Annotated in this window: 13 protein-coding genes; 2 read left to right on the top strand and 11 right to left on the bottom strand. The window is 52.6% G+C overall.

Annotated elements, in window-relative coordinates:
- Window positions 1–117 precede the first annotated feature (117 nt).
- Together treF and L0Y31_RS08755 are read left to right on the top strand one after the other, a co-directional pair.
- On the top strand, window positions 118–1638 hold the full coding sequence (gene treF, locus L0Y31_RS08760; protein ID WP_234736743.1) for an alpha,alpha-trehalase TreF: 1521 nt from the start codon (window positions 118–120) through the stop codon (window positions 1636–1638).
- 97 nt (window positions 1639–1735) lie between these two features.
- On the top strand, window positions 1736–3034 hold the full coding sequence (locus L0Y31_RS08755; protein ID WP_234736742.1) for an SGNH/GDSL hydrolase family protein: 1299 nt from the start codon (window positions 1736–1738) through the stop codon (window positions 3032–3034).
- A 57-nt stretch (window positions 3035–3091) separates the two neighbouring features.
- On the opposite strand, the gene L0Y31_RS08750 is transcribed toward L0Y31_RS08755, so the two are convergent.
- The 11 genes from L0Y31_RS08750 to L0Y31_RS08700 form a co-directional block, all read right to left on the bottom strand.
- Window positions 3092–5074, bottom strand: coding sequence for a sialate O-acetylesterase (locus L0Y31_RS08750; RefSeq protein WP_234736741.1), 1983 nt, complete (start codon window positions 5072–5074; stop codon window positions 3092–3094).
- Between the two features lie 25 nt (window positions 5075–5099).
- Window positions 5100–6029 (bottom strand): alpha/beta hydrolase, encoded by a 930-nt coding sequence (locus L0Y31_RS08745; RefSeq protein WP_234736740.1) that lies wholly within the window; start codon window positions 6027–6029, stop codon window positions 5100–5102.
- A 198-nt stretch (window positions 6030–6227) separates the two neighbouring features.
- A complete protein-coding gene (locus L0Y31_RS08740; RefSeq protein ID WP_234736739.1) occupies window positions 6228–6941 on the bottom strand; it encodes an RraA family protein in 714 nt (237 codons plus the stop codon).
- Window positions 6942–6991: 50 nt separating this feature from the next.
- Window positions 6992–8236, bottom strand: coding sequence for an MFS transporter (locus L0Y31_RS08735; RefSeq protein ID WP_234736738.1), 1245 nt, complete (start codon window positions 8234–8236; stop codon window positions 6992–6994).
- Window positions 8233–11124: a glycoside hydrolase family 2 protein gene (locus tag L0Y31_RS08730; RefSeq protein WP_234736737.1), complete on the bottom strand. Its 2892-nt coding sequence runs from the start codon at window positions 11122–11124 to the stop codon at window positions 8233–8235. The genes L0Y31_RS08735 and L0Y31_RS08730 overlap by 4 nt, the downstream gene beginning before the upstream one ends.
- Before the next feature lie 48 nt (window positions 11125–11172).
- Window positions 11173–11976: an SDR family NAD(P)-dependent oxidoreductase gene (locus tag L0Y31_RS08725; RefSeq protein ID WP_234736736.1), complete on the bottom strand. Its 804-nt coding sequence runs from the start codon at window positions 11974–11976 to the stop codon at window positions 11173–11175.
- A gap of 21 nt (window positions 11977–11997) precedes the next feature.
- Window positions 11998–13188, bottom strand: a complete 1191-nt coding sequence (locus tag L0Y31_RS08720; protein WP_234736735.1) for an enolase C-terminal domain-like protein — start codon at window positions 13186–13188, stop codon at window positions 11998–12000.
- A 72-nt stretch (window positions 13189–13260) separates the two neighbouring features.
- Window positions 13261–14652, bottom strand: a complete 1392-nt coding sequence (locus L0Y31_RS08715) for an endo-1,4-beta-xylanase (RefSeq protein WP_234736734.1) — start codon at window positions 14650–14652, stop codon at window positions 13261–13263.
- Window positions 14653–14695: 43 nt separating this feature from the next.
- Window positions 14696–15517 carry a LamG domain-containing protein gene (locus L0Y31_RS08710; protein WP_234736733.1) on the bottom strand — a complete coding sequence of 274 codons (822 nt, stop codon included), beginning with the start codon at window positions 15515–15517 and terminating at the stop codon, window positions 14696–14698.
- A 93-nt stretch (window positions 15518–15610) separates the two neighbouring features.
- Window positions 15611–17053: a RagB/SusD family nutrient uptake outer membrane protein gene (locus L0Y31_RS08705; protein WP_234736732.1), complete on the bottom strand. Its 1443-nt coding sequence runs from the start codon at window positions 17051–17053 to the stop codon at window positions 15611–15613.
- 96 nt (window positions 17054–17149) lie between these two features.
- Window positions 17150–20149, bottom strand: a complete 3000-nt coding sequence (locus L0Y31_RS08700) for a SusC/RagA family TonB-linked outer membrane protein (RefSeq protein ID WP_234736731.1) — start codon at window positions 20147–20149, stop codon at window positions 17150–17152.
- Window positions 20150–20230: the final 81 nt, after the last annotated feature.

Genomic DNA, 20230 nt, shown 5'->3' with positions numbered 1-20230 from the left:
TATCGGTTTGTTGAGTAAATAACCCTTTCTATTCTACTAAACAATCGACAAAGAGGCATGTTTAAAGTATATGTACCCAACCCTGTTTTAAGGCTGCATTTACTTAAATCTGATTCCATGTCTGCCCCGCTTTCGTTACCTCTGACACCTGATCAACTATTTGGCCCTCTGTATTTTGATGTTCAGTTGAGCCGCATTTTCGGCGATTCAAAAACGTTCGTGGATTGCGTACCGAAAATGAATCCTGCCGATATTGTTACGTTGTACGAAATTCAGAAGGGCAAGCCGGACTTTGACTTGCTTTCGTTTGTGCATCAGCATTTTATTCTGCCAACTTCGCCCGCCACCGACTTCACCAGTAACGTTTCTGTTTCGACCGTCGAACACATTGAAAAGCTCTGGGACTTGCTCACGCGCCCTGCCGATGCGCCAACGGAGGGAAGTTCGCGTTTGCCGCTGCCCTATCCGCACGTCGTTCCGGGTGGGCGTTTCCGGGAGATCTTTTATTGGGATAGTTACTTTACGATGTTGGGCCTGAAACAGTCGGGGCGTCTGAGTTTGCTGCGGAATATGATGGATAATTTCACGTACCTGATTGATACGTACGGCTTTATTCCCAACGGGAACCGGACTTACTTTCAAAGTCGCTCACAGCCCCCGTACTTTGCCCAAATGGTTGACCTGATGGTCGAACTGGACGGCCCGGATGCGTTGACCCATTACCTGCCTTACATGCGGCAAGAGTACAATTTCTGGATGTCGGGCAGCACGGCCCTTTCCGATACGGTTTCTGCTTCCGAGCGGGTTGTTCAAGTACCCGGTGGGTTGGTTTTGAATCGGTATTGGGACCCCCTTACTACCCCCCGCCCCGAAGCTTATCCGAAAGAAGCCGAAGCGGCCCAGCAGGCACGGCACATGGGCATTTCCCCCGCCGAGTTTAGCCGCCACATCCGCGCCGCCTGCGAATCGGGTTGGGATTTTAGTAGCCGATGGCTGGCCGATGGAAAATCAATGGCTACGATCTACGCCGCTGATATTGTCCCCGTTGATTTGAATTGCCTGATGTATTACCTCGAAAATCAGCTTCAAAAAGCTTATTCCCAGAGCAATAATCCGCAGGAAGCCGACCGGTTCAGGCAGTTGGCCGCAAGCCGAAAAGAAACGATTCAGCGTTTATTCTGGAGCGATACGCATCAGTTTTTTATGGATTATGACTTGGTAAACCAGCAATTAACTCCTGCCATTACGCTGGCCGGGGTCTATCCCCTTTTCTTCAAATTAGCTACCCCCGAACAGGCTGGCTCCGTGCATGATCGGTTACGCGACGAGTTTCTTCAACCCGGCGGGCTGATCACCTCGCTTGAGCGTTCGGGGCAGCAGTGGGATTCGCCCAACGGCTGGGCACCTTTACAATGGACTGCTTACCAGGCCCTCAAAAATTATGGATTTGATCAAACCGCTCAGGAAGTGCGTCGGCGGTGGCTTCACCTAAATGACCAGGTTTTTAAGGCAACCGGCAAGATGACCGAAAAATACAATGTCGTTACTACAGACGCGGCGGGCGGCGGGGGCAATTATCCTAACCAGGATGGCTTCGGCTGGACCAACGGCGTTTACCTCCAGTTATTACACAGTTGATTTTCTGTTAATTTAGCGTAAATTCATTGACCCGGAAAGGTTTATTGATGCAGTAAAGTTCGCGGGTAATTATGGTCAGTGCCTTAACTAACCAACCATGTTTAGACGAATCTCCGCAGGGATCGTGCTCACTTTTTTCCTGCTTGGGGCCTATCTGATGCAGTCCCAGTCAGGTGCCTACGCCCAAACCAAAACCAGCCTTGCCCGGCTCGAAGAGTTTCACCAACGCGGTGGCTTACCCAATTTTTTTCAGAAGGTGAAAGAAGGGCGGGAAGTGAAAGTGGCGTACATTGGCGGCAGCATTACTGAAGCCGGAGAAGGCTGGCGTACGCTGACTTACAACTGGTTGCGCATTCACTTTCCGCATACGCCTTTTACTGAAATTAACGCGACTATCGGCGGTACCGGTTCGAATTTAGGTGTTTTTCGGATGGAACGCGACGTGCTGGCCTACCAGCCTGATCTGGTTTTTGTGGAGTTTGCGGTCAACGATGCCGGACGCTCAGCGGCGCAGTTGCACCAGTCGATGGAAGGCATTGTTCGGAAAACCTGGAAAGCCAACCCCAATACAGAAATCTGTTTCGTCTATACCGTGAGCGAAAATGTGTTGCAAAACCTGCTGGACGGCCAATACCAACCATCCGCTCAGGCGATGGAAACCATTGCCGAGTATTACCAGATTCCGTCCATTCACATGGGCGTGGAGGTAGCCCGGCTCCAAAAAGAAGGCAAACTGATTTTTACGGGCAAACCCGAAGAGCATCCCGGCAAGATCGTTTTCACAACCGACAAAGTCCACCCGCTGTCGAAATCCGGGCATCCTGTCTACGCCAGTGTGGTTCGGAAGTATTTCGAGGTGATGGAGAAAAAAGCGGGGAATCAGTCACACCGTTTGGACAAACCATTTGTGAGCGACAATTGGGAAGGGGGGCAGCTTCTGGCGTTGCCCGACCAGTCACCGTCGGCACATTGGCAGAAATTACCGGCAGATCACGAGTTGGTGAAATCGTTCGCCAAATTCATGCCTACCATTTACGGGGCGGTTACACCCGAAGCCACACTACGGCTCCAATTCAAAGGCACAACGCTGGGATTTTACGATTTAATCGGCCCCGGATCGGGCTTGCTGGAAGTGACGCTCGACGGCGAAAAGAAGGAAGTCCAACGCTTCGACCAGTGGGGCAATAGCTATCGAAAAAGCAGCTTTTACCTGGAAGGCTTGCCGGATGGCGTTCACGAAATAACCATCCGGGTTCCGGGCACCGCGTTCGACAAAGCCAGTATTCTCCAGAAGCGCAACATCACCATCGACAATCCCAGCCGCTACGCCGAAAATGGCTGGTATTTGGGAAATATTCTGCTGGTGGGGGCTTTGCTGGATTCGAAGTGGGAATGATTTTTTTATAAAAACCGCGTGACTTAGCTGTCACGCGGTTTTATTTGCTTTTAGGTCTTATCTGAATTTCACCAATTCAGTTATACCTTTCCACGTATCGGTTCGGAAGGGCAAAGCCGGAAAGCCTTCTTTGTTGTACAGATTGGCTTCGCTGTTATCATCCGCCCAGCCGTAGCGCACCGCAACCGGTTTACTCACCTCATCGCACCAGACAATTACTTTATCGCCCTCAATTGAGGCTTTTGCCCAGTGAAATTTCTGGTCTTCCCCGGCCACTTCGAATCCTTTCAGATACCCGTATTTATCCGAGCTTTTCAGTCCTCCACCCACGCTCTGGAAGGTTAATACCGCTTTTGGGCCTTCAGTTTGCATGGTTTGGTAAGCCGGTCCGCTACAGACCATTGTTTGTCCGTAAACCTTGTTCAACGCCTGGGCGGCCAAGCGCTTCCCAACGTCCTGTTTGTTTTTTGGGTGAATGTCTTTAGGTTCTCCAATATCGGTTGTTACGGCCATTGCGGTCTGCGGAATTTCGGTCAGCGCCAAGGTTTGCGCCTCCCGAAGCTCGGCCCAGGTGCTGCCTCGCTCGCTGTTGCCATTCCCGGCATTGTAGCTGGCCAATTGCACAAACAGAAACGGAAATTTTTCACCCCACCGATTATGCCAGTCCCTGATCATCAGCGGAAAAGACTTTCGGTATTGGTAAGCTCTACCCGCGTTGGTTTCGCCCTGGTACCAAATTGTTCCCTGAATGGCGTACGGAATTAAAGGCGCCACCATCGAATTGTACAGCAACGTACCCGCACTGTTCGGATTTAGAAACTGTTTGTTATCCACCGACGATTCCACGCGGTATTTCCACGTACCGGCCAACGGCAGCTCCTGCGTTCCAAGCTTTAGAGTAACCTGCTCCGGCTGTCCGATAAAGCCGCCATTTCCGCCCAAATCTTCAATCCGAACGGCAATGACATTTCGCCCAGCTTTCAGGACATTCGCCGGAATGGCATAGGTCCGCCCGTCTGCGGATTTAGCGCGGGCCTCTCCTATTTTTACGCCATTCATGTACGTAACATCGACATCGTCGACAGCGCCTAAACTCAACGTAGCCGATTGCCCGGCGGCGTTATCCGGTAACGTGATTTCTTTTCGAAACCAAACGGCTCCGTCCAGATTCGGTACGGCCTGCCGGTCGAAGCGATCGGGCACTTCAATAGTTTTCCAGGTGGCATCGTCCAGCGAAGCTGCCGACCAGCTTTGTACCGTCTGCGCGTCAGGCAGGCCACCCTGCTGCTTCTGAATCAAATCTTCCAGTTGCTTTTTGCGGGTTTGGGCCAGGTCATCGACCGAAGCAGGCATTCGGGCTACCACTTCTTTAAACTCCTCGAAGCTATTCATGGCCTCCCGGCTCGTCCACGATTCGACCTGCGTGCCGCCCCAGGATGTATTAATCAACCCAATCGGAACATTTAGCTTATTGGTTAATTCACGACCGAAAAAATAGCCAACGCCCGAAAAATTACCGACTGTTTCGGGGCTGGTTACGAGCCAGTCGCCGCCTTTCAGGTCGTCTTTCGGCGTCAGACTCATGTCGCGGGAAACGGTAAAATGCCGAATCATCGGGAAATTAGCCGCCTTGATTTCCGCCTCTGAGTTGGCCGACGATTTCACCGTCATGCCCATATTCGACTGGCCCGAACAAATCCAGACTTCCCCAATCAAAACATCCTCTAGCGTCAGCGCATTCTTCTTCCCTTTGACCACAAACTGGTAAGGCCCGCCAGCCTCCAGCGGGTCAAGGCGCAGCATCCATTTTCCGGTTTTATCCGCTTTTGCCGATTTGATTTGTCCCACCTGACCAGAACCCGTTAACTGAACGGTTACCTTCTCGCCGGGGTCGGCCCAGCCCCAAACCGGTACGGGTTTGCGGCGCTGCAACACCATATGGGAACCGAATATTTTGGGCAGGCGCACATCGGCCCAAGCCTGCACGGACAGCAAGACCAGCGCCAGAGCGGTGGTTTTGCGAATGAGAGAATGTTTCATAAGGTAAGGGAATAGGAATAGTGAATTATTTTGTCGAAGCTGGCAGCCAGTCATCCAGCCATCTTAGCAGAACGGTTGACCAATCTTTCAACTCCGGATTATCCAATGCCAGGCCGACGCCGTGTCTGCCACTTGGGTAGATATGCAGCGCCAAGGGGACACTATGCCGGGCGCAGGCTTCCGCGAAGAAAAAGCTATTCTGCACGGCAACCACCGAGTCATCGGCCGTATGAAACAAAAAAGTAGGCGGCGTCTGGGCGTTTACCTGCTGGTGATTCGACAGTTGGCGCATCAGGTCTGGATTTGGCTTTTCGCCCAGCAAGTTCTTCACCGAACCCAGGTGAGCGAACTCTTCAAACGAAATCACCGGATAACCCAGTATTGCCCGATCAGGCCGGGCCGAAATCTTGTTAACCAAATCATCTTCAGGCTCTTTGTATAAATCGGGCTGGGTGGCTACGGTCGAGGCTAAATGACCGCCCGCACTAAAACCCATAATACCGATTTTGGCCGGATCAACGCCCAAACTCTCGGCCTGGGAACGGAACAGGCGCATGGCCCGCACCGCGTCGCCGTAAGGGGCCGGATAGCGATTGGGCGAAACACGGTAGGTCAACACGGCGCTGACAATGCCTTTAGAGGCAAAAAACTCGGCAAATGGCGCTCCCTCGTGCGGAGCCAAACCGCCATATCCACCTCCCGGACAAACCAGAATGGCCGCCCGCTTTTGGGTTCCACCGCCTTCGGGAATGAAAAATTCCATCTTGGGTCGTTTTGTCGGATCGGGGCCATTATTTTTCGAATTTTCGTCCCAGAGGTAAACGGTTTTTCGCGCGAGGGTAGGCTGTGGTGTCGCCGCCTCGGCTTTTGAAGGGAAAATGAACGTGCTGGCGCTTAAACCGCCTATGCTTAGTGATGCGGCTTGCAGAAACTTCCGTCGACTATTGGGCGTCATTGGACTGAACGGCTGATTTTTGGTAGATTTGGGTGTAATGAGTAATCAACTGGTAAAGTACTATTATTCGTTTAATCTACTATTCTTGCCTTTCACTAGTTAAGCATAAGAGCCTGATTTTGCTACTTTTAAACGGGATGTCCCGCCCTGATCTCAGGAACGGGACACAAAAACTCTCAAGCCAGTAAAGACAATTCCTTAGAATCGGCCAAACTCTTCGTATACATCAAACGGATCACGGCCTTCGGCCATCGCTTTACGGCTTTTTGCCTCGGCTTCGAACCAGCTTTCCGCTATTTCCAGGACTTCGATGGTTTTCTCGTAAGGCACGACAACAACGCCGTCATTATCGCCAAAAATATAATCTCCCGGATTGATCAGCATCAGCCCGTCTATTCCTTTGACGTAAATGGGAATTTGGTAATCGACAATCATAAAGCGGCCGAACGCTTCGACCGGGTTGCGAAAACGGCAAAACGTTGGAAACCCCATGTCGATGAGGTAGTTGGAATCGCGGGTTGAACCATCGATGACGGCCCCCACGCAGCCATTCGCGGCGGCGGCGGTGGCCGAAATCTCCCCAAACTGCCCGCATGACAGATCGCCCTGCGTATCGCGTACCTGCACGCAACCGGGAGTCATGCTCTTGAACATGCCCAGGCGAATGTCGTGCACTTTTTCGTCGCGGCTGGGCGTGGCAATGCCGTGGGCCGTAAAAGCCGGACCGGCCACTTTCATTGTGTGTATCAGGGGATACAAACCGCTCTGCATGGCCCGACCTGACAGGCCGATACTTTCCATCGCATCATAGACCAGACCCGTGTAGATTTTAAGAAATCGCGCCTGTACTTCCTGCACATCGTAATTAACCTCAAACTTGCGAATCGGATAAGAGTTGGTCATCACATCCATAATACTTTTGTTTAATAATGGTTTATTGGTTTCAAGGATAGTTATCATCATTAATCTTGCACGGCGCGGTCGCGTTTGAAAAAGACCAGTGCAGCCAGAGCGATGGCCGTTGCGCCCACCACGTAGCTTATGGAAAGCCCCGACAATCCCGCCGTCAAGCCGACAATGGGTTTCAAAATGCCCAACAGATACGGTGAAAACGCCCCGGCCAGGAAGGCGCACATCAGCATCAGCCCCGACGCCGACGAGCGAATGGCCGGACGAACTACTTCGTAGAGCGACGCAAAAATGTTGGCGTCGTAGATCCCCCGAAAAATGCCAAAGAGAAAAAGTGCCGTGTAGGTAGCTGTTTCGCCGGCGGCTGTACTCATGAAATAAATAAACGGAGCGGCCAGCAGCAAGGCTCCGGCCTGCATCCACAACCGACTGACCGGATTCCGAAGCGCCAGCCGGTCGGTCAATTTGCCACCCAGTAAAACGCCAATAGCCGCGCCAATGTGGTGGTAAAACAGCGACGAAAACCCCGCCGCCGCCAGCGACAAACCAAACTTTTCGGCCAGAAAAGACGGCATCCAGGTCAGGTAACCCACGTTGACAAACACCATGCAGGCAAAAGCCAGCGTCAGCAGCAAGGCGGTTGGCTTACGCGCAATACTTCCCGCCGTTTGCCAGATTGATGGCTGGATTTCCGTGCGTATTGGCCGGTCTTTCAGCAAGCGTGCAAAAATGACCAGACCAACCAGAATACCGAATCCACCGAAGAGGAAAAAGGCGCGCCGCCATCCGTAATGTTCGCCAATGTAACCGGCAATCAAACCGCTCAGAATGATTCCCGCATACACCGCCGTCTGGTGCAACGACAGGGCAAAAGACCGGCTTTTGGTATGATGCTCGCTCAGCAGCGCGTTGGCCGAAGGGGCATAAAAGGCTTCGCCGCCGCCCGTAGCAATGCCCCGCAGAACGATAAATTGCAGCAACGTGGTGCAAAAACCGGTCGCCATCGTTGACAAACTCCAGAAAAGCAGGCTAAACCCAATAATGCTACGCCGCGACAAACGGTCTCCGATAAAACCGGCCACGGGCACCAGCAGACCATACGTCCAGACCAGTGCCGAAGCGATCAGACCCAGTTCGGCATCCGTTAGTTTCAGATCGTCCCGAATCAGGGGCAGCACGACGCTGAAAATCTGCCGGTCGGCCTGGTTCAGAAAAAAAGCGAGCCAGAGCAGGGCCAGCAATTCCCATTTGTATCCCGTTCTTTTAGGGGTTACTTTTTCTACGGATTCCACCATCATTGTTGCCCCAGTTTAGCTGTTGTTGCCGATGCATTCCAGGCACTTACCGTCAGGCTCGCATTCTTGCGGGTTGCGGGTTCCCGCCAAAGTACATCCAGTTCAATTTCCTGCGTTTCGCCGGGAGCTAGCCAGGTGTAATTATCCGAAGCCACAATGGCCCGCTTTGTACCCAAAACGTCTACTTTGGTCATAAAGGCTGGTGTTTTTCCGGTATTGCTCACGCTCACCCGAATGCGGCTGCTTTCAGCCGACAGCGGTTCATTGCTTCGGACGGACAGCGCCAGTGTAGTGCCCGTTTTGCTAACTACTGGCTTTAGGAACGGTCCTTTTTCGAGCGTTGGCCAGGGTATAGGTTTACTGACGTATTGCTGGTAAAAATCCGCTTCCTCCAGTTTGGACAGGCTACGCGGGTAATAGAACGAGCGCGAAAGGAGCTTTCCGGCGGCATCGCGCAACTCGGCCACCACGAAAAGAAAACGGTCGCGGTAATCGGCGGGAATGGCATACGCGCCAAACTTAGTTTCACTAACGGAAGTGCCCGCCGCCACGTTTGCCGCTCGTTCCTGCTGCCAAAGCGGCTTGAAGGAATCGTCGTAAATGCGCAGCGATATACGGGCGTTTGGCACCGCTTTCGGAACCGAATGCGTAATTTTCGTGGCTAGCGTGATGCTTTCGCCGGGTTTCCAGAGGAGCCGGGGCAAATCTACGGCGATGTGCGTCGGCTCGTATGTTCGTTTCAGAAAGTAATAGGGCGCTCCGGCGTTTCCGAACCAATCCATCATCTGGATGGCAATAACTGGCCAGTGCCGCTTGAAGACCCACGGCATCAAACCTGTGGTGACGGGATAATTACCCTGCATTTTTTCCGAAAAAACCTGGTAAAATTCACCCGCACCCACCTGCGAGGCCTCCGTAATGGTTTCGATGGTCGGATCAGTAATGTCGGCGATGTGCGACGCCCGACTCAGCATACGGGGCACACGACCGGGGCCGTATTCCGTAAAATGATGAATAAACTCGTTGTGGCCCTGGTAAAATTCTTTACTCCACATTTTACCCAAACCCACAAATTCCTTGTTATCAACGGTTTCGTAAAACAGATTGGCCTCGGGCATGCTGTGCATTCCGGTTTCCGAAATCCAGGGTTCGTATCGGTAGCCAACCCCATACCAGGCGGGATCCATGTCGGGATAGGTGTGAATGCTGCCATCGTCGGGCGTAGTCCGAACGTATAGGCGACTTTTGTCAAAAACGTCCAGATTGCGTTCCAGAATGCCAAGCGTCGCCGCATTGCCGTGCGAATAAGGATTGAATTCATTGCCCCCGCACCAGACCGCCAGCGACGGGTGATTGCGCAACCGAACGATGTTTTGCACCACCTGCGACTCCCAGATCGGTTGCGGGTACAAAGGCGTATCCTGGTTACCAATCGGAAAATCCTGCCAGACCATGAGGCCCAGCTCGTTGCAGATTTCGTAGAGATAGTCGGATTCGAGCAGGCCACCGCCCCAGATACGAATCAGTTGCACGCCCATCCGTTTAGCCGCTTCGAGCGTCCAGCGGTACCGTTCTTTGGGTAGATCGAGCAAGACATCCTGCGGCGTAAAATTCATGCCTTTCACAAAAAACTTCTGCCCGTTAACCACGAATTGCCAGTTTTCCCAGCGATCCGCGTAGCGTGGACCCGCCGTAGCCACGCGCTCGATGGTTCGGATGCCCACCGGAAAAGCCAGCCGGTCAACCACTTGCCGGTCTTTTTTGAGCGTCACCCGCATGGAATACAGGTACGATTCGCCCAGTCCGTTGGGATGCCAGAGCTTTGGATTCGGGACCGTCAAATCTTCTTCGAGCCACGTCCGGCCCTGAAAAGCCTTGAACGGTTTTTCCTGCGTAATTACCACTTTGCCCGATTTGTCGACCAATTCAATCAACACCGACAAGGCCGCGTTGGCAGGACTGGTGCCGGGTACGATTCCGTCGTAATGATGAATCTGCGTGTTTCCCCAGGGATGAAGCTGCAAATTCAGCGAATGCGTTTCGGCCAGCACTTCGCAGGAAAGATGGAGGGAAGCTTTGCCGTTGGACAGGGAGGTTGTGGTCAGAAAAGGCCGCTCCAGATGATAAGGCGGTACGATTTCCAGCCGGACGCCCTGCCACATACCGACGCTAAAAAACATTTCGCAGCCTGAGCCGCCGGAAATCACCCAGGGTTTAATGATTTTGCCGCTGGCACGCGGATTAAAACCCTTCCGCTTCGACATGTCGTATTCGCCGGTGCTGGTTCGGGGCAGGTTTTCGATTTCGGTGGCTTTGTTGCCCCAGTTTCCCGCGCGGACTTCCACGACCAGTTCGTTATCACCGCTTGCTTTTAAAAGTTTGCTGATCTCGACTGATGGGCCGCCAAACATGCCTTCGTGCGATCCAACCAGCGTGTTATTTACCCAGACTTTAGCAAAATAATCAATGCCATCAAAACACAGAAACACGTGATTGCCCGCCGCGTTGACCGGTGTCGGAAAGGTGCGGCGGTAATACCAGGCTTTTTCGTCCACCCATTTATACTGGTCTGAATTTTTGGCGTAATACGGGTGCGGCAACTTTCCCGCCTTGTAGTAAGCCCAGTGAATGGAGTTAGGAACGGAGATTTTGAAAGCGTCTTTGCGGTCGGCCAATTCGCTATTATTTGCTACGGGCTGGTCCCGGTGGGATAACTCCCAGCCTTCGCCCGACAAATCAATGTGCTGAGCCCCAACGCGTGGCGTAATTCGGTAAGGGCTCCATAATCCTTTTTCCTCCGGTGGGGCCGTTTGCGCAAAAGCGGCGACAGATAGCCACCCGAACCAAAGTCCTACCAGCAGTTTTTTTATACGATGTGATTTAGGATGCATAGCTAACGGCTTAGGGTTTAGTAATTATTTCTTTGGTTTGGCCGACCCTCATTCGTGTCGTTCGGGCTTTCCGTAGCCCCGCATCAACAAAAGGCCTCCGTCAATGGTCAGGGACGCGCCGGTCAGGTAGCTTCCCGAACTGAGCAAATCACAGGCGATCGCCGCGACTTCATCCACCTGTCCCAGCCGCCCCGCCGGAATCCCTTCTTCAACCTCCTTAAGCAAGGTCGGATTTTCCCAAACGGCCCGGTTCAAGTTGGTCTCGACGGCACCAACAGCCAGCGTATTCGCCCGGATACCGTGCGGGGCCAATTCCAGCGCAACGCCTTTCATCAGAGTTTCCAAAGCGCCTTTGGTAGCCCCGTATACGACCAGACCTAAGCCGGGCCGCAGGGCATTCACGGACGTGATGGTCAGAATATGCCCTTCCCGCTGGCTAGCGACCATTTTCTTTGCGACCGCCTGAGTCAGAAAGGTGGTGCTTTTGAAATTGACGTGATCGAAATGGTCGAAGTCCTCTTCGGTTACATCCAGAAAATGCTTTTTGTAGGAGACCCCAGCGTTGTTGATCAAAAAATCCAGACCACCCGCTACATTCCACGCCTCCTCGCCGAGGCGAATCGCCTGCGTCACATCGGCTAAGTCAGCAGATACTACATAGGCCGTACCGCCCCCGCTCCGGATGGTATCCGCCACGGCCTCGGCATCCGGCTGAGCGGTATGGTAGTGAATCACCACCGCGCAGCCCTGCGCCGCCAACCGAAGGGCAATGGCCCGGCCAATGCCACTGGAAGCACCCGTTACCAGCGCTGTTTTACCAGCCAATCGCATCGCTCCAAATTCATTACTCATCGTGCATAGGCGTTAAGTTGCTTAAAGGCCGCCCACAGTTGGGTACCAGTCTGGGCGGTAAGGGTCTTGGTGAAAACGGGCGTAGTAATCGCCTTTTTCGTCGTAGAGTTTTCCGTAAAATTTCATTTTCTCCTCATCCAGCGCCACACCCAACCCGGGTCCGGTTGGCACTTTGATACAGCCATTTTCGTACTTCATCAGGCCGCCTTCGATGATGTCATCGGTCAGGTAATGGTAGTGCGCATCCCCGGCGAAATTCATGGTCGGAATGGTCGAAGCCGTGTGAATCATGGCGGCCAGCTCGATGCCAAATTCAGCGCCACTGTGCATGGCCACGCCCAGATTGAAGGTATTGCAAACGGCCACTAGGTCTTTTACGCCCCGGGGGCCTTCCCAGTAATGAATGTCGGTGAGCACAATATCCACGGCTTCCATGCGAATGGCCGGTCCCAGATCGTCGAAACGGGCCGGATACATGTTGGTGGCAATCGGAATGCGTACCTGCTTCCGCACGGCAGCATTTCCTTCCAGCCCCCACGATGGATCTTCAAAATATTCGGGATAAAGGTCTTCCATGCGCCGCCCCATCTGCACCGCCGTGGCCACCGACCAAACGCCATTCGGATCGATGCGCAACCCAAAATCATCACCCAGTTTTTCCCGGCACAGTTCCAATACCCGCACTTCTTCCTTCGGGGCCATCACGCCTGCTTTCAGCTTCATGGCGTTGACCCCCAGCGTTTCGTGCAGTTCCTGGCAATAGTCGGCGAGGTCTTCCGCGCGCTCGTCGTGCTTGCCGTCGGGTCGGTCGTACCGCCAGAATAAGTAAGCAATAAAAGGCACTTCATCCCGAACGCGGCCACCCAGCAAATCACTGAGCGGCCGACCCAGCACTTTTCCCTGGATATCCAGGCAAGCCATTTCTAAAGCGGCGTAAAGTCGGGCGTTAGAGAGGTAATAGATACTGCGTAACACCTTCATTTTCAAAATCTCTAGTTGAAAAGGATCGAGGCCGAGAATCCGTGGTTTGAGCTTTTGTAAAGCGCCCCGCTGGTCGCCGCCGCCCACTTCACCCAGGCCAACAATGCCTTCGTCGGTGATCACTTCCAGAATGGTTCGCAGGAAATAGCCCGGATGAACACCCGTGTTGTGCCGAAGCTGCGCATTGAGTGGAATGGCTACGCAGCGGGTACGAATGTCAATGATCTTCATGAGAAAAAATAAGAGTGCGAAAAGATAAGTTTGATTAAAAATAATACCGGAGGTTCGGTGCAACTTATGCGCTTAGTCCAGCACAACGATAATGTCGCGGGTGCCGCTTTTGGGACACTGAACCTCTTTTTCGTATTTCTTGCCTTTTACCTGCGTGACCAGCTTGTACGTCCCGTAGAAACCGCTGTAGCTGACGGCGTTGTTTTTGGGAGATACCGTCACGTTGGTCCGCCACTCCTTGTTGATTAGCCGGTCGAGCACGTCGTAAACGGGCTTTTTCGTGAAGTCGCGGTTGAGCAGGCCGCCTTTCCATTTGTCTTCACCGGGCACAACGCTGCCATCGGACCGGATACGCGCCGGGGCCGCCGTTCCGTCGACGAGGTTCCACCAGATGATGCCCTCCACTTTCGGGTGGCTGAACCACAGTTTGTAATAATTTTCGGTCATTTTAGCCTGGTATTCAGGGCCTTTCTCTGTCAAAGCAGCTACGGTGATTTCGGTAATGTGCAGTGGCAGGTTAAAGTCTGCATACAAATCCAGCGTCTTGAACAGTGTAGACGGTATCATGGCTTTCCCCTGTACAATCTCGTTGTACTCCGGCTCGCTAAAGTTGTGAAACTGCAACCCGATGGCGTTGATTTTGGCGTTACGAAGCAGCAGATTTTCCGTAACGAGGTAATCGGCGCTGTATTCGCGTTTATTGCTACGATTCCAGATTCCGGTAGTAAAATTGAGCGTAAACACATTGCTACCCGGAAATACGCGCTCGCTCTCCTTGAAGGCTTTGAAAGCAAAATCTTTCGGCATCAGCACGTCGGAGTGGCGGTCGGTGACTTCGTTCACAATGTCCCAAATCTGAATATCGTGTCCGTATCGCTCAGCAATCTGCCCGATCCGCTTGCTGATCTTTTGCTCCATGATTTTCTCATCTTTCGGCAGCCAGGGCGGTATCGACCAGCGCGAATTGTCCCACACGAGCGTATGCCCTTTAGGCGTGAGGTTATACTTTTTGGCAAATTCCATTACCACATCGGGTGCGGGGCGGCGGTAGCTGTACGGACTGTCTTTGCCGAAGCGCAACTTTCCCGGTTCAGGCTCCAACTCCGGCCAATAGAATGGAATGGTGACAAAATTGAAGAGTTTCGAAAAATGCTCTTCGTATAAGGCATCCTCTTTCGCATTCTTAAAGCCCTTGACCATAAACCCATTGGCCCCGAAATAAAAATCGTGACGGGTTTGGGTTAGCGACACGGCACCGGGCGTAACCGGATTTCCGTCTTTATCGGTAAAACGAATGGTAAATTCACCTTTCCGGTTGGCTTCGATGCCTTTCTGAATGCGACTTTCAACGGCGGGATCTTTCCAAAGCGAATCATAACGCGCTGATTGCGCCTGGGCGGTGAAGCCAATACACCAGCTTATCAAGAAGAAAACAAATTGATTATGGGTTAGGAATTGTTTCATTTGAGCGTACGGGTTCTTGCTGGCCTCGTCTGACCATGCACATTTATAATTGCGAAAGCATTTTGATTTCTTTAGCTGAAAGCGCGCGGTTGAATACGGCCAGTCCACCGAGTTGCCCCGCAAAGAAGTTGCCCATTTCCCCCGAGCGGTGCACCGCCCCAACGGTAAAATCAGCGCCTTCGGGTCCAGCGTTGAACAGGCCCTCGGGATAATGATAAGGATTGCGGTCCTCCCGCGTATCTAGCTCGCCGTTGAGGTACGAGCGGACATCCTGCCCATCGTACGTAAAAGCAACGGCGGCCCACTCGCCAAAAGGCACCGGATTTTGCCCAATCGACGCGTCCATGCACCATTTTTCGCCCGGCGTTGGTCCGCCCACCGACGAAACGTGTCCGCAAACCTGATTGGCACTTTTGTAAATCCGTAGGTTCATAAACAGGCAGTACTGGCGTTTTTTGGCCGTTTCCAGCCACATGCCGGCCACCGCTTCGCATTCAGTTGGTTTGATGGTTTTAGGGGCTCGCTTTACCCAGGCCAAAACCGTTACCTGCGCTTCTTTACCGTGCAAATCCAGCGCGGGGCATTCCGCCCTCGGAATAGACAGATAATCGCCTTCCGAAAAGGCTAGCGAATAGCCCGATACAGGGCCATCGGGTTGTTTTTCGGGGGCATTTGCACTTTCTCTCAGGCGATACGGGAAAGGACCCTGCGCCTGTAGCGAACCCTCCTTAAAATTCCAGAAGCTGATCAAGCCTTTCGTTTTCAGGATGGCTTTGGATGTTGGTTCAACAGGTTTTATGCTATTTTCCGAAGGGGCCGACATAGGCAAAAGAGCAAACAGAAGCTGTAAAAAAATGAGATTCATGAGTACGGGCGGTTGGGGTTTATGCTAGCTCTAAAAGCAGTTCGTGGAATGCCGCTTACTTCTAAAGCCAGAATAAAACAGACGATCTTTCGCTCAATAGCCTGGATTCTGATCTTTGGCCGCATCCAAAGCGGTGTTGAAATTCAGCTCCGATGGTGGAATTGGCCACAACAAAAACTTATCGGTTACGTTCTTGCCCACCGCCGCTTTGATGATTTCTTTGACCCGCCCCGTGCGCTTCAGGTCAAGCCAGCGTTTGGCTTCGTACTGGGTTTCGTAGCCCCGCTCTTTCAGCACCAGATCCACAAAAGTTTGCGCGTTGTAGTCCGCCAGTTTAAAATCCACCTCGGAGGGTTGCGTTGCCGCTTTTCCATACGCTCGACGGTGCACCTGGTTGAGTGCTTCCATCGCCGCCGCGGTTGGTCCGTTGCCCGCCCGGCTGGCCGCTTCGGCATACAGCAACAGCAAATCGGCGTAGCGGTACAACGGATTGTCATTCCCCGCCCCGGATGCCCCCACGGCAATCGGGTCCACAAATTTTCGGCTTAGCAGGCTATTGGCCCCCAAGCCAATGTTGTAGGAATACCAGCCGTATTCTTTTCGGAGGTCTTTGCTATCCCAGTTTTTCAGGACCGGGTTAAGCTGGCTGTCGGTGTAATGGGCGTAGTAGCCCCCGGCACCGTGTAACCGCGCCCCCGGATGATGCGCAAACATGACCAACTGAAAACCCTGACTCGCCAAACGAGTATACTTCAGGTAAAAAATCTCCTCTGAATTGGTTACCACATCCGGCCCGAACAATTTCGAGAAATCATTCGCTACGGTCACCGGAACCAGGGTGTATTTACCCGATTTGATTACTTCGTCGGCCTTGTCGCGCGCCTGGGCATATTGGCCCTGGTAAAAATACACGTCCGCCAGCAGCGTTTTCGCGGCCCACTTCGACGGTCTGCCGGATATAGAAGGTGCGTCGGGCAGGTCCTTTTCGGCAGTATTGAGATCACTCATAATCAGTTGATAAACCTCAGCCGCCGAGTTTCGCGGGATGTTTTGCTCGGTCATGTTTGCCTCCGTTCGGATTGGGACGCCGCTCCAGTTACGAACCAGATAGAAATAGGTCAAAGCCCGCAGGAACTTGGCTTCTCCCACAAACTTAGTCACGTCAGCCGGACTGATTCTTGTCCCTTTCGGTGCGTTCTGAATGACGAGGTTGGCATTTCGGATGGCCAAGTAGAAAGCATCCCACATCTGCCCGACCCGCGTGATGTTCGTTGGATCGAGGCTCTGAAATTCGCTGAGAACAGTATAACTACCCCGGCCATAGCTATAATCCGTATAGGCTTCGTGCTGCGCCGGATACAGCCCACCCAGGCAGTTGTCGCTCCGAATAGCGGCATAAATGGCATTTGTCGCCGCCTCGACTTCAGCAGCGGTATTGTAAAAGGTTTCGACCGCCAGCGATTTAGGATTTTCCTTCAGTACGTCTTCGCAGGAAATCAACAATAGACCCGAAAACAAAAGAATAATCTTTTTCATGTGCTTAAAGAGTGAAAGAGCGGAAGCGTAAAAGAGCGGTTGAATGAATTGCAAGCTTTCGCTATTTCACCCTTTTACTCTTTCGCTCACTGGTGGTTAGAATCCGGCTCGCAGGCCAAATGTGACCGTCTTTGCCGTTGGGTAGCTGTAGTGATCGATGCCCTGATTGATGGAGTTGGTCCCGCCGTAGGAATTGATTTCGGGATCCCACCACGAATACTTGGTCAGGGTTAGCAGGTTCTGGCCGCTGACGTAAACCTGCGCATTCCGAATCCATGAAACGCCCCATTTCTGGAAGGGCACGCTGTAGGCCAGTTGGATGTTACGCAGCCGCAGGTAAGATCCGTCTTCCACAAAACGGTCGGAGATAAACGTGGCGGTCGTGCGGCTGATGACCGGATATTTAGCGTTGGTGTTGGTAGGCGTCCAGTGGTTTTCGTAGACTTCCCGCGGCATATTCAGGCCAAATCCGTAGTCGAGCGTCTGGTTCACCGCACTCAGGTTGAAAATGTCGTTGCCTTTCGAGCCCTGGAAAAAAAGCGTTAGCTCGAAATTCTTGTACGACATGGTCGAATTGAAGCCGTAGATAAAATCCGGGTTGGGATTGCCGATAATCTGCTTATCGTTCTGGTTGATCAGGCCGTCGTTATTCACGTCTACGTACTGAATTTTCCCTTTTTCGTCGTAGCCTTTTTCCCGATATCCGTAGAAAGAACCCAGTGGCTGGCCTTCGCGCAGGATATTGATTACATCGTTAACCACCGTAATGTTGATGGCCGAACCCAGCACATCCCGCCCGCCGTATAACTTCACCACCTTGTTGCGGTTGACCGAGAAATTGGCCGACGCGTCCCATTTGAAAGTCCCGTTCAGAATATTCGCATCGACCGAAAATTCAAAGCCCTTGTTCTGGATGGAACCCACATTTTGAATGGTGCTGGTAAAGCCCAGCGAAGACGGCAGCGAGACGGTGTTGAGCAAATCGCGGGTATTTTTTACGTAATAATCCGCCGTCACCCGAATCCGGTTGCTCATGAAAGCCGCGTCAATACCGACATCCGTTTGGGCTGTGGTTTCCCATTTCAGGTTGCCCGGCAAGCGCGTTCCGGGCGCATACGTGGTGAAAATTCCATCGCCAAAAACCGTTTTTCCAGAACTCAACTGATTCAGCGTGGCGTAGGCACCAATGGCCTGGCTACCGGTTAAGCCCCAACCCGCGCGGAATTTCAAATCGGACAAAAACGAAACATTTTTCAGGAAATCTTCCTCCGAAACACGCCAGGCTAAAGCGCCCGATGGGAAATAACCCCATTTGCTGCCCTCACTATACCGCGAAGAACCGTCGCCCCGGAAACTCAAAGTGGCCAGGTATTTTCCTTTATAGCCGTAATTCAGGCGGCTCAGGTAAGACACTAGCGTGGATTTTGAATACCCAGATCCCGGAATGCCCGGCACGTTGGCCGACCCCAGGTTATAGGTGTCGGTTGCATCGCTCAAAAACCCGTTCCCGGAACCGCTCAGGCTTGTATTTACAAAATCCTGGTACGTAAATCCGACCAGCGCCGATAGGTTATGGTGTTGCCGAAACGTTTTGGTGTAGGTAATGGTATTCTCGTTGAGCAGACTAATAAACTGGCTGGTGTTCACGCTGGCACTTCCCTGGGAGTTGATAAAATTCAGCGTGGTGTACGAATCCGTTCGTTCGTCGCTGGTTTCAACCCCACCGAACACCCGAATGGCTAGCTCCGGAATTGGCTTGAACGTTAGCGCACTGTTGGCCAGCACCTTGTTGACCAAAATCCGGTCGGTCTGCTCATTGATGTAGTTCAGGGGATTGGTCAGGACGTTCGAACCCCAGGCATAGGCCGTTGCCAGATTCCGGTAGGTTCCGTCTTCGTTGTAAGGCGTTAGGGTTGGCGGTGCGGAAAGAACCGACGAAATCATGGAGCCACCCCGATTGCCCCCGCCGGAATTGCGTCGGTTGGACGAAGGTCGGGTGAGGGTCGCACCATAACTCAAACTGAATTTCTTGCTAATATCGTGGTTAATGTTGGCCCGAAGCGAATAGCGGTCATAATCACTGCCAATGACGATACCGGTCTGCTTAAAAATACTTCCTGCTACCGAAAACTGCGTTTTCTCCGTCCCACCGCTAACGGTCAGGTTGTGGTTTTGCATGGGCGCGCGCTGAAAGATGACCTCCTGCCAGTCGAAACCATCACCAATCTGGGCAATTTCGTCGGGCGTAAACCGAGGAGCCAGCCCATCGTTCGCCGCCTGTTCGTTGTAAAACGTGGCGTACTCACGTCCGTTCATCAGGTCGAGTTTTTTGCGTAGCGTCTGGAGGCTATAACTGGTTTCTAGATCGACGATTGTTTTGCCCGCCTTGCCTCGTTTGGTGGTAATCAATACTACGCCGTTGGCTCCTCGTGACCCGTAAATAGCCGTTGCTGAGGCATCTTTCAGAATCTCGATGGACTCGATATCACTGTTATTCAGCACGGTTGGGTTCGTGCCCGATGAATAGGGAAAGCCATCGACCACGTACAGAGGCTCGTTACTTCCCTGAATGGAGTTCGTTCCCCGAATGCGGACGCTGACCCCGCCGCCCGGTGCACCGCTGTTTTGAATAACCTGCACGCCCGGCGCTCGCCCAGACAGGGCCTGAAGCACGTTCGTTGCCGGGAAAGCGTTAATTTCTTTCGCTTTCACCTGCGCCAATGAACCCGTCAGGTCGCTCTTCTTAACGGTGCCGTAGCCGACCACGACCACCTCACTCAATGATTTGACATCGGCGGCCAGACTAACATTCAGTTGCGTTTGCCCATTGAGCGGAATCCGGTCCGAGATGTACCCAATCGATGAGAAAACAAGCGTTGCCTTGGTTCTGGGCACGTTTAGCTGGTAGGTTCCATCGGCTGCGGTTACTGTTCCTGTTGTTGTGCCATCCACCGAAACGTTTACACCGGGAAGTGGCTCATTGTCCTCTTTGGCGGTAACCTTGCCGGTTATGGTTACCGTCTGCGCGTGCAATTCTCCCACCGTCAGCAGGAGTATGCCAAGCAAATAAATCCATCGGTAAAAGGTAGTTGTCATGGGTTTAGGAAGATGAATTCAACATTGTAAAATGAAATTCATTATTGATACAATTTTATAGTATGATATTATGACTACAAA

Origin of the sequence: Tellurirhabdus bombi (assembly GCF_021484805.1) — a bacterium.
GTDB classification, from domain to species: Bacteria; Bacteroidota; Bacteroidia; order Cytophagales; family Spirosomataceae; genus Tellurirhabdus; species Tellurirhabdus bombi.
Note: the sequence above shows the minus strand (reverse complement) of the source record. Positions and strands in the feature narration are given on the sequence as shown.

What these genes read in the sequence shown, in the direction of transcription:
- treF (WP_234736743.1), top strand. Translation starts at nt 118, where the DNA reads ATGTCTGCCCCGCTTTCGTTACCTCTGACACCTGATCAACTATTTGGC.
- L0Y31_RS08755 (WP_234736742.1), top strand. Translation starts at nt 1,736, where the DNA reads ATGTTTAGACGAATCTCCGCAGGGATCGTGCTCACTTTTTTCCTGCTT.
- L0Y31_RS08750 (WP_234736741.1), bottom strand. Translation starts at nt 5,074, where the DNA reads ATGAAACATTCTCTCATTCGCAAAACCACCGCTCTGGCGCTGGTCTTG.
- L0Y31_RS08745 (WP_234736740.1), bottom strand. Translation starts at nt 6,029, where the DNA reads ATGACGCCCAATAGTCGACGGAAGTTTCTGCAAGCCGCATCACTAAGC.
- L0Y31_RS08740 (WP_234736739.1), bottom strand. Translation starts at nt 6,941, where the DNA reads ATGGATGTGATGACCAACTCTTATCCGATTCGCAAGTTTGAGGTTAAT.
- L0Y31_RS08735 (WP_234736738.1), bottom strand. Translation starts at nt 8,236, where the DNA reads ATGATGGTGGAATCCGTAGAAAAAGTAACCCCTAAAAGAACGGGATAC.
- L0Y31_RS08730 (WP_234736737.1), bottom strand. Translation starts at nt 11,124, where the DNA reads ATGCATCCTAAATCACATCGTATAAAAAAACTGCTGGTAGGACTTTGG.
- L0Y31_RS08725 (WP_234736736.1), bottom strand. Translation starts at nt 11,976, where the DNA reads ATGAGTAATGAATTTGGAGCGATGCGATTGGCTGGTAAAACAGCGCTG.
- L0Y31_RS08720 (WP_234736735.1), bottom strand. Translation starts at nt 13,188, where the DNA reads ATGAAGATCATTGACATTCGTACCCGCTGCGTAGCCATTCCACTCAAT.
- L0Y31_RS08715 (WP_234736734.1), bottom strand. Translation starts at nt 14,652, where the DNA reads ATGAAACAATTCCTAACCCATAATCAATTTGTTTTCTTCTTGATAAGC.
- L0Y31_RS08710 (WP_234736733.1), bottom strand. Translation starts at nt 15,517, where the DNA reads ATGAATCTCATTTTTTTACAGCTTCTGTTTGCTCTTTTGCCTATGTCG.
- L0Y31_RS08705 (WP_234736732.1), bottom strand. Translation starts at nt 17,053, where the DNA reads ATGAAAAAGATTATTCTTTTGTTTTCGGGTCTATTGTTGATTTCCTGC.
- L0Y31_RS08700 (WP_234736731.1), bottom strand. Translation starts at nt 20,149, where the DNA reads ATGACAACTACCTTTTACCGATGGATTTATTTGCTTGGCATACTCCTG.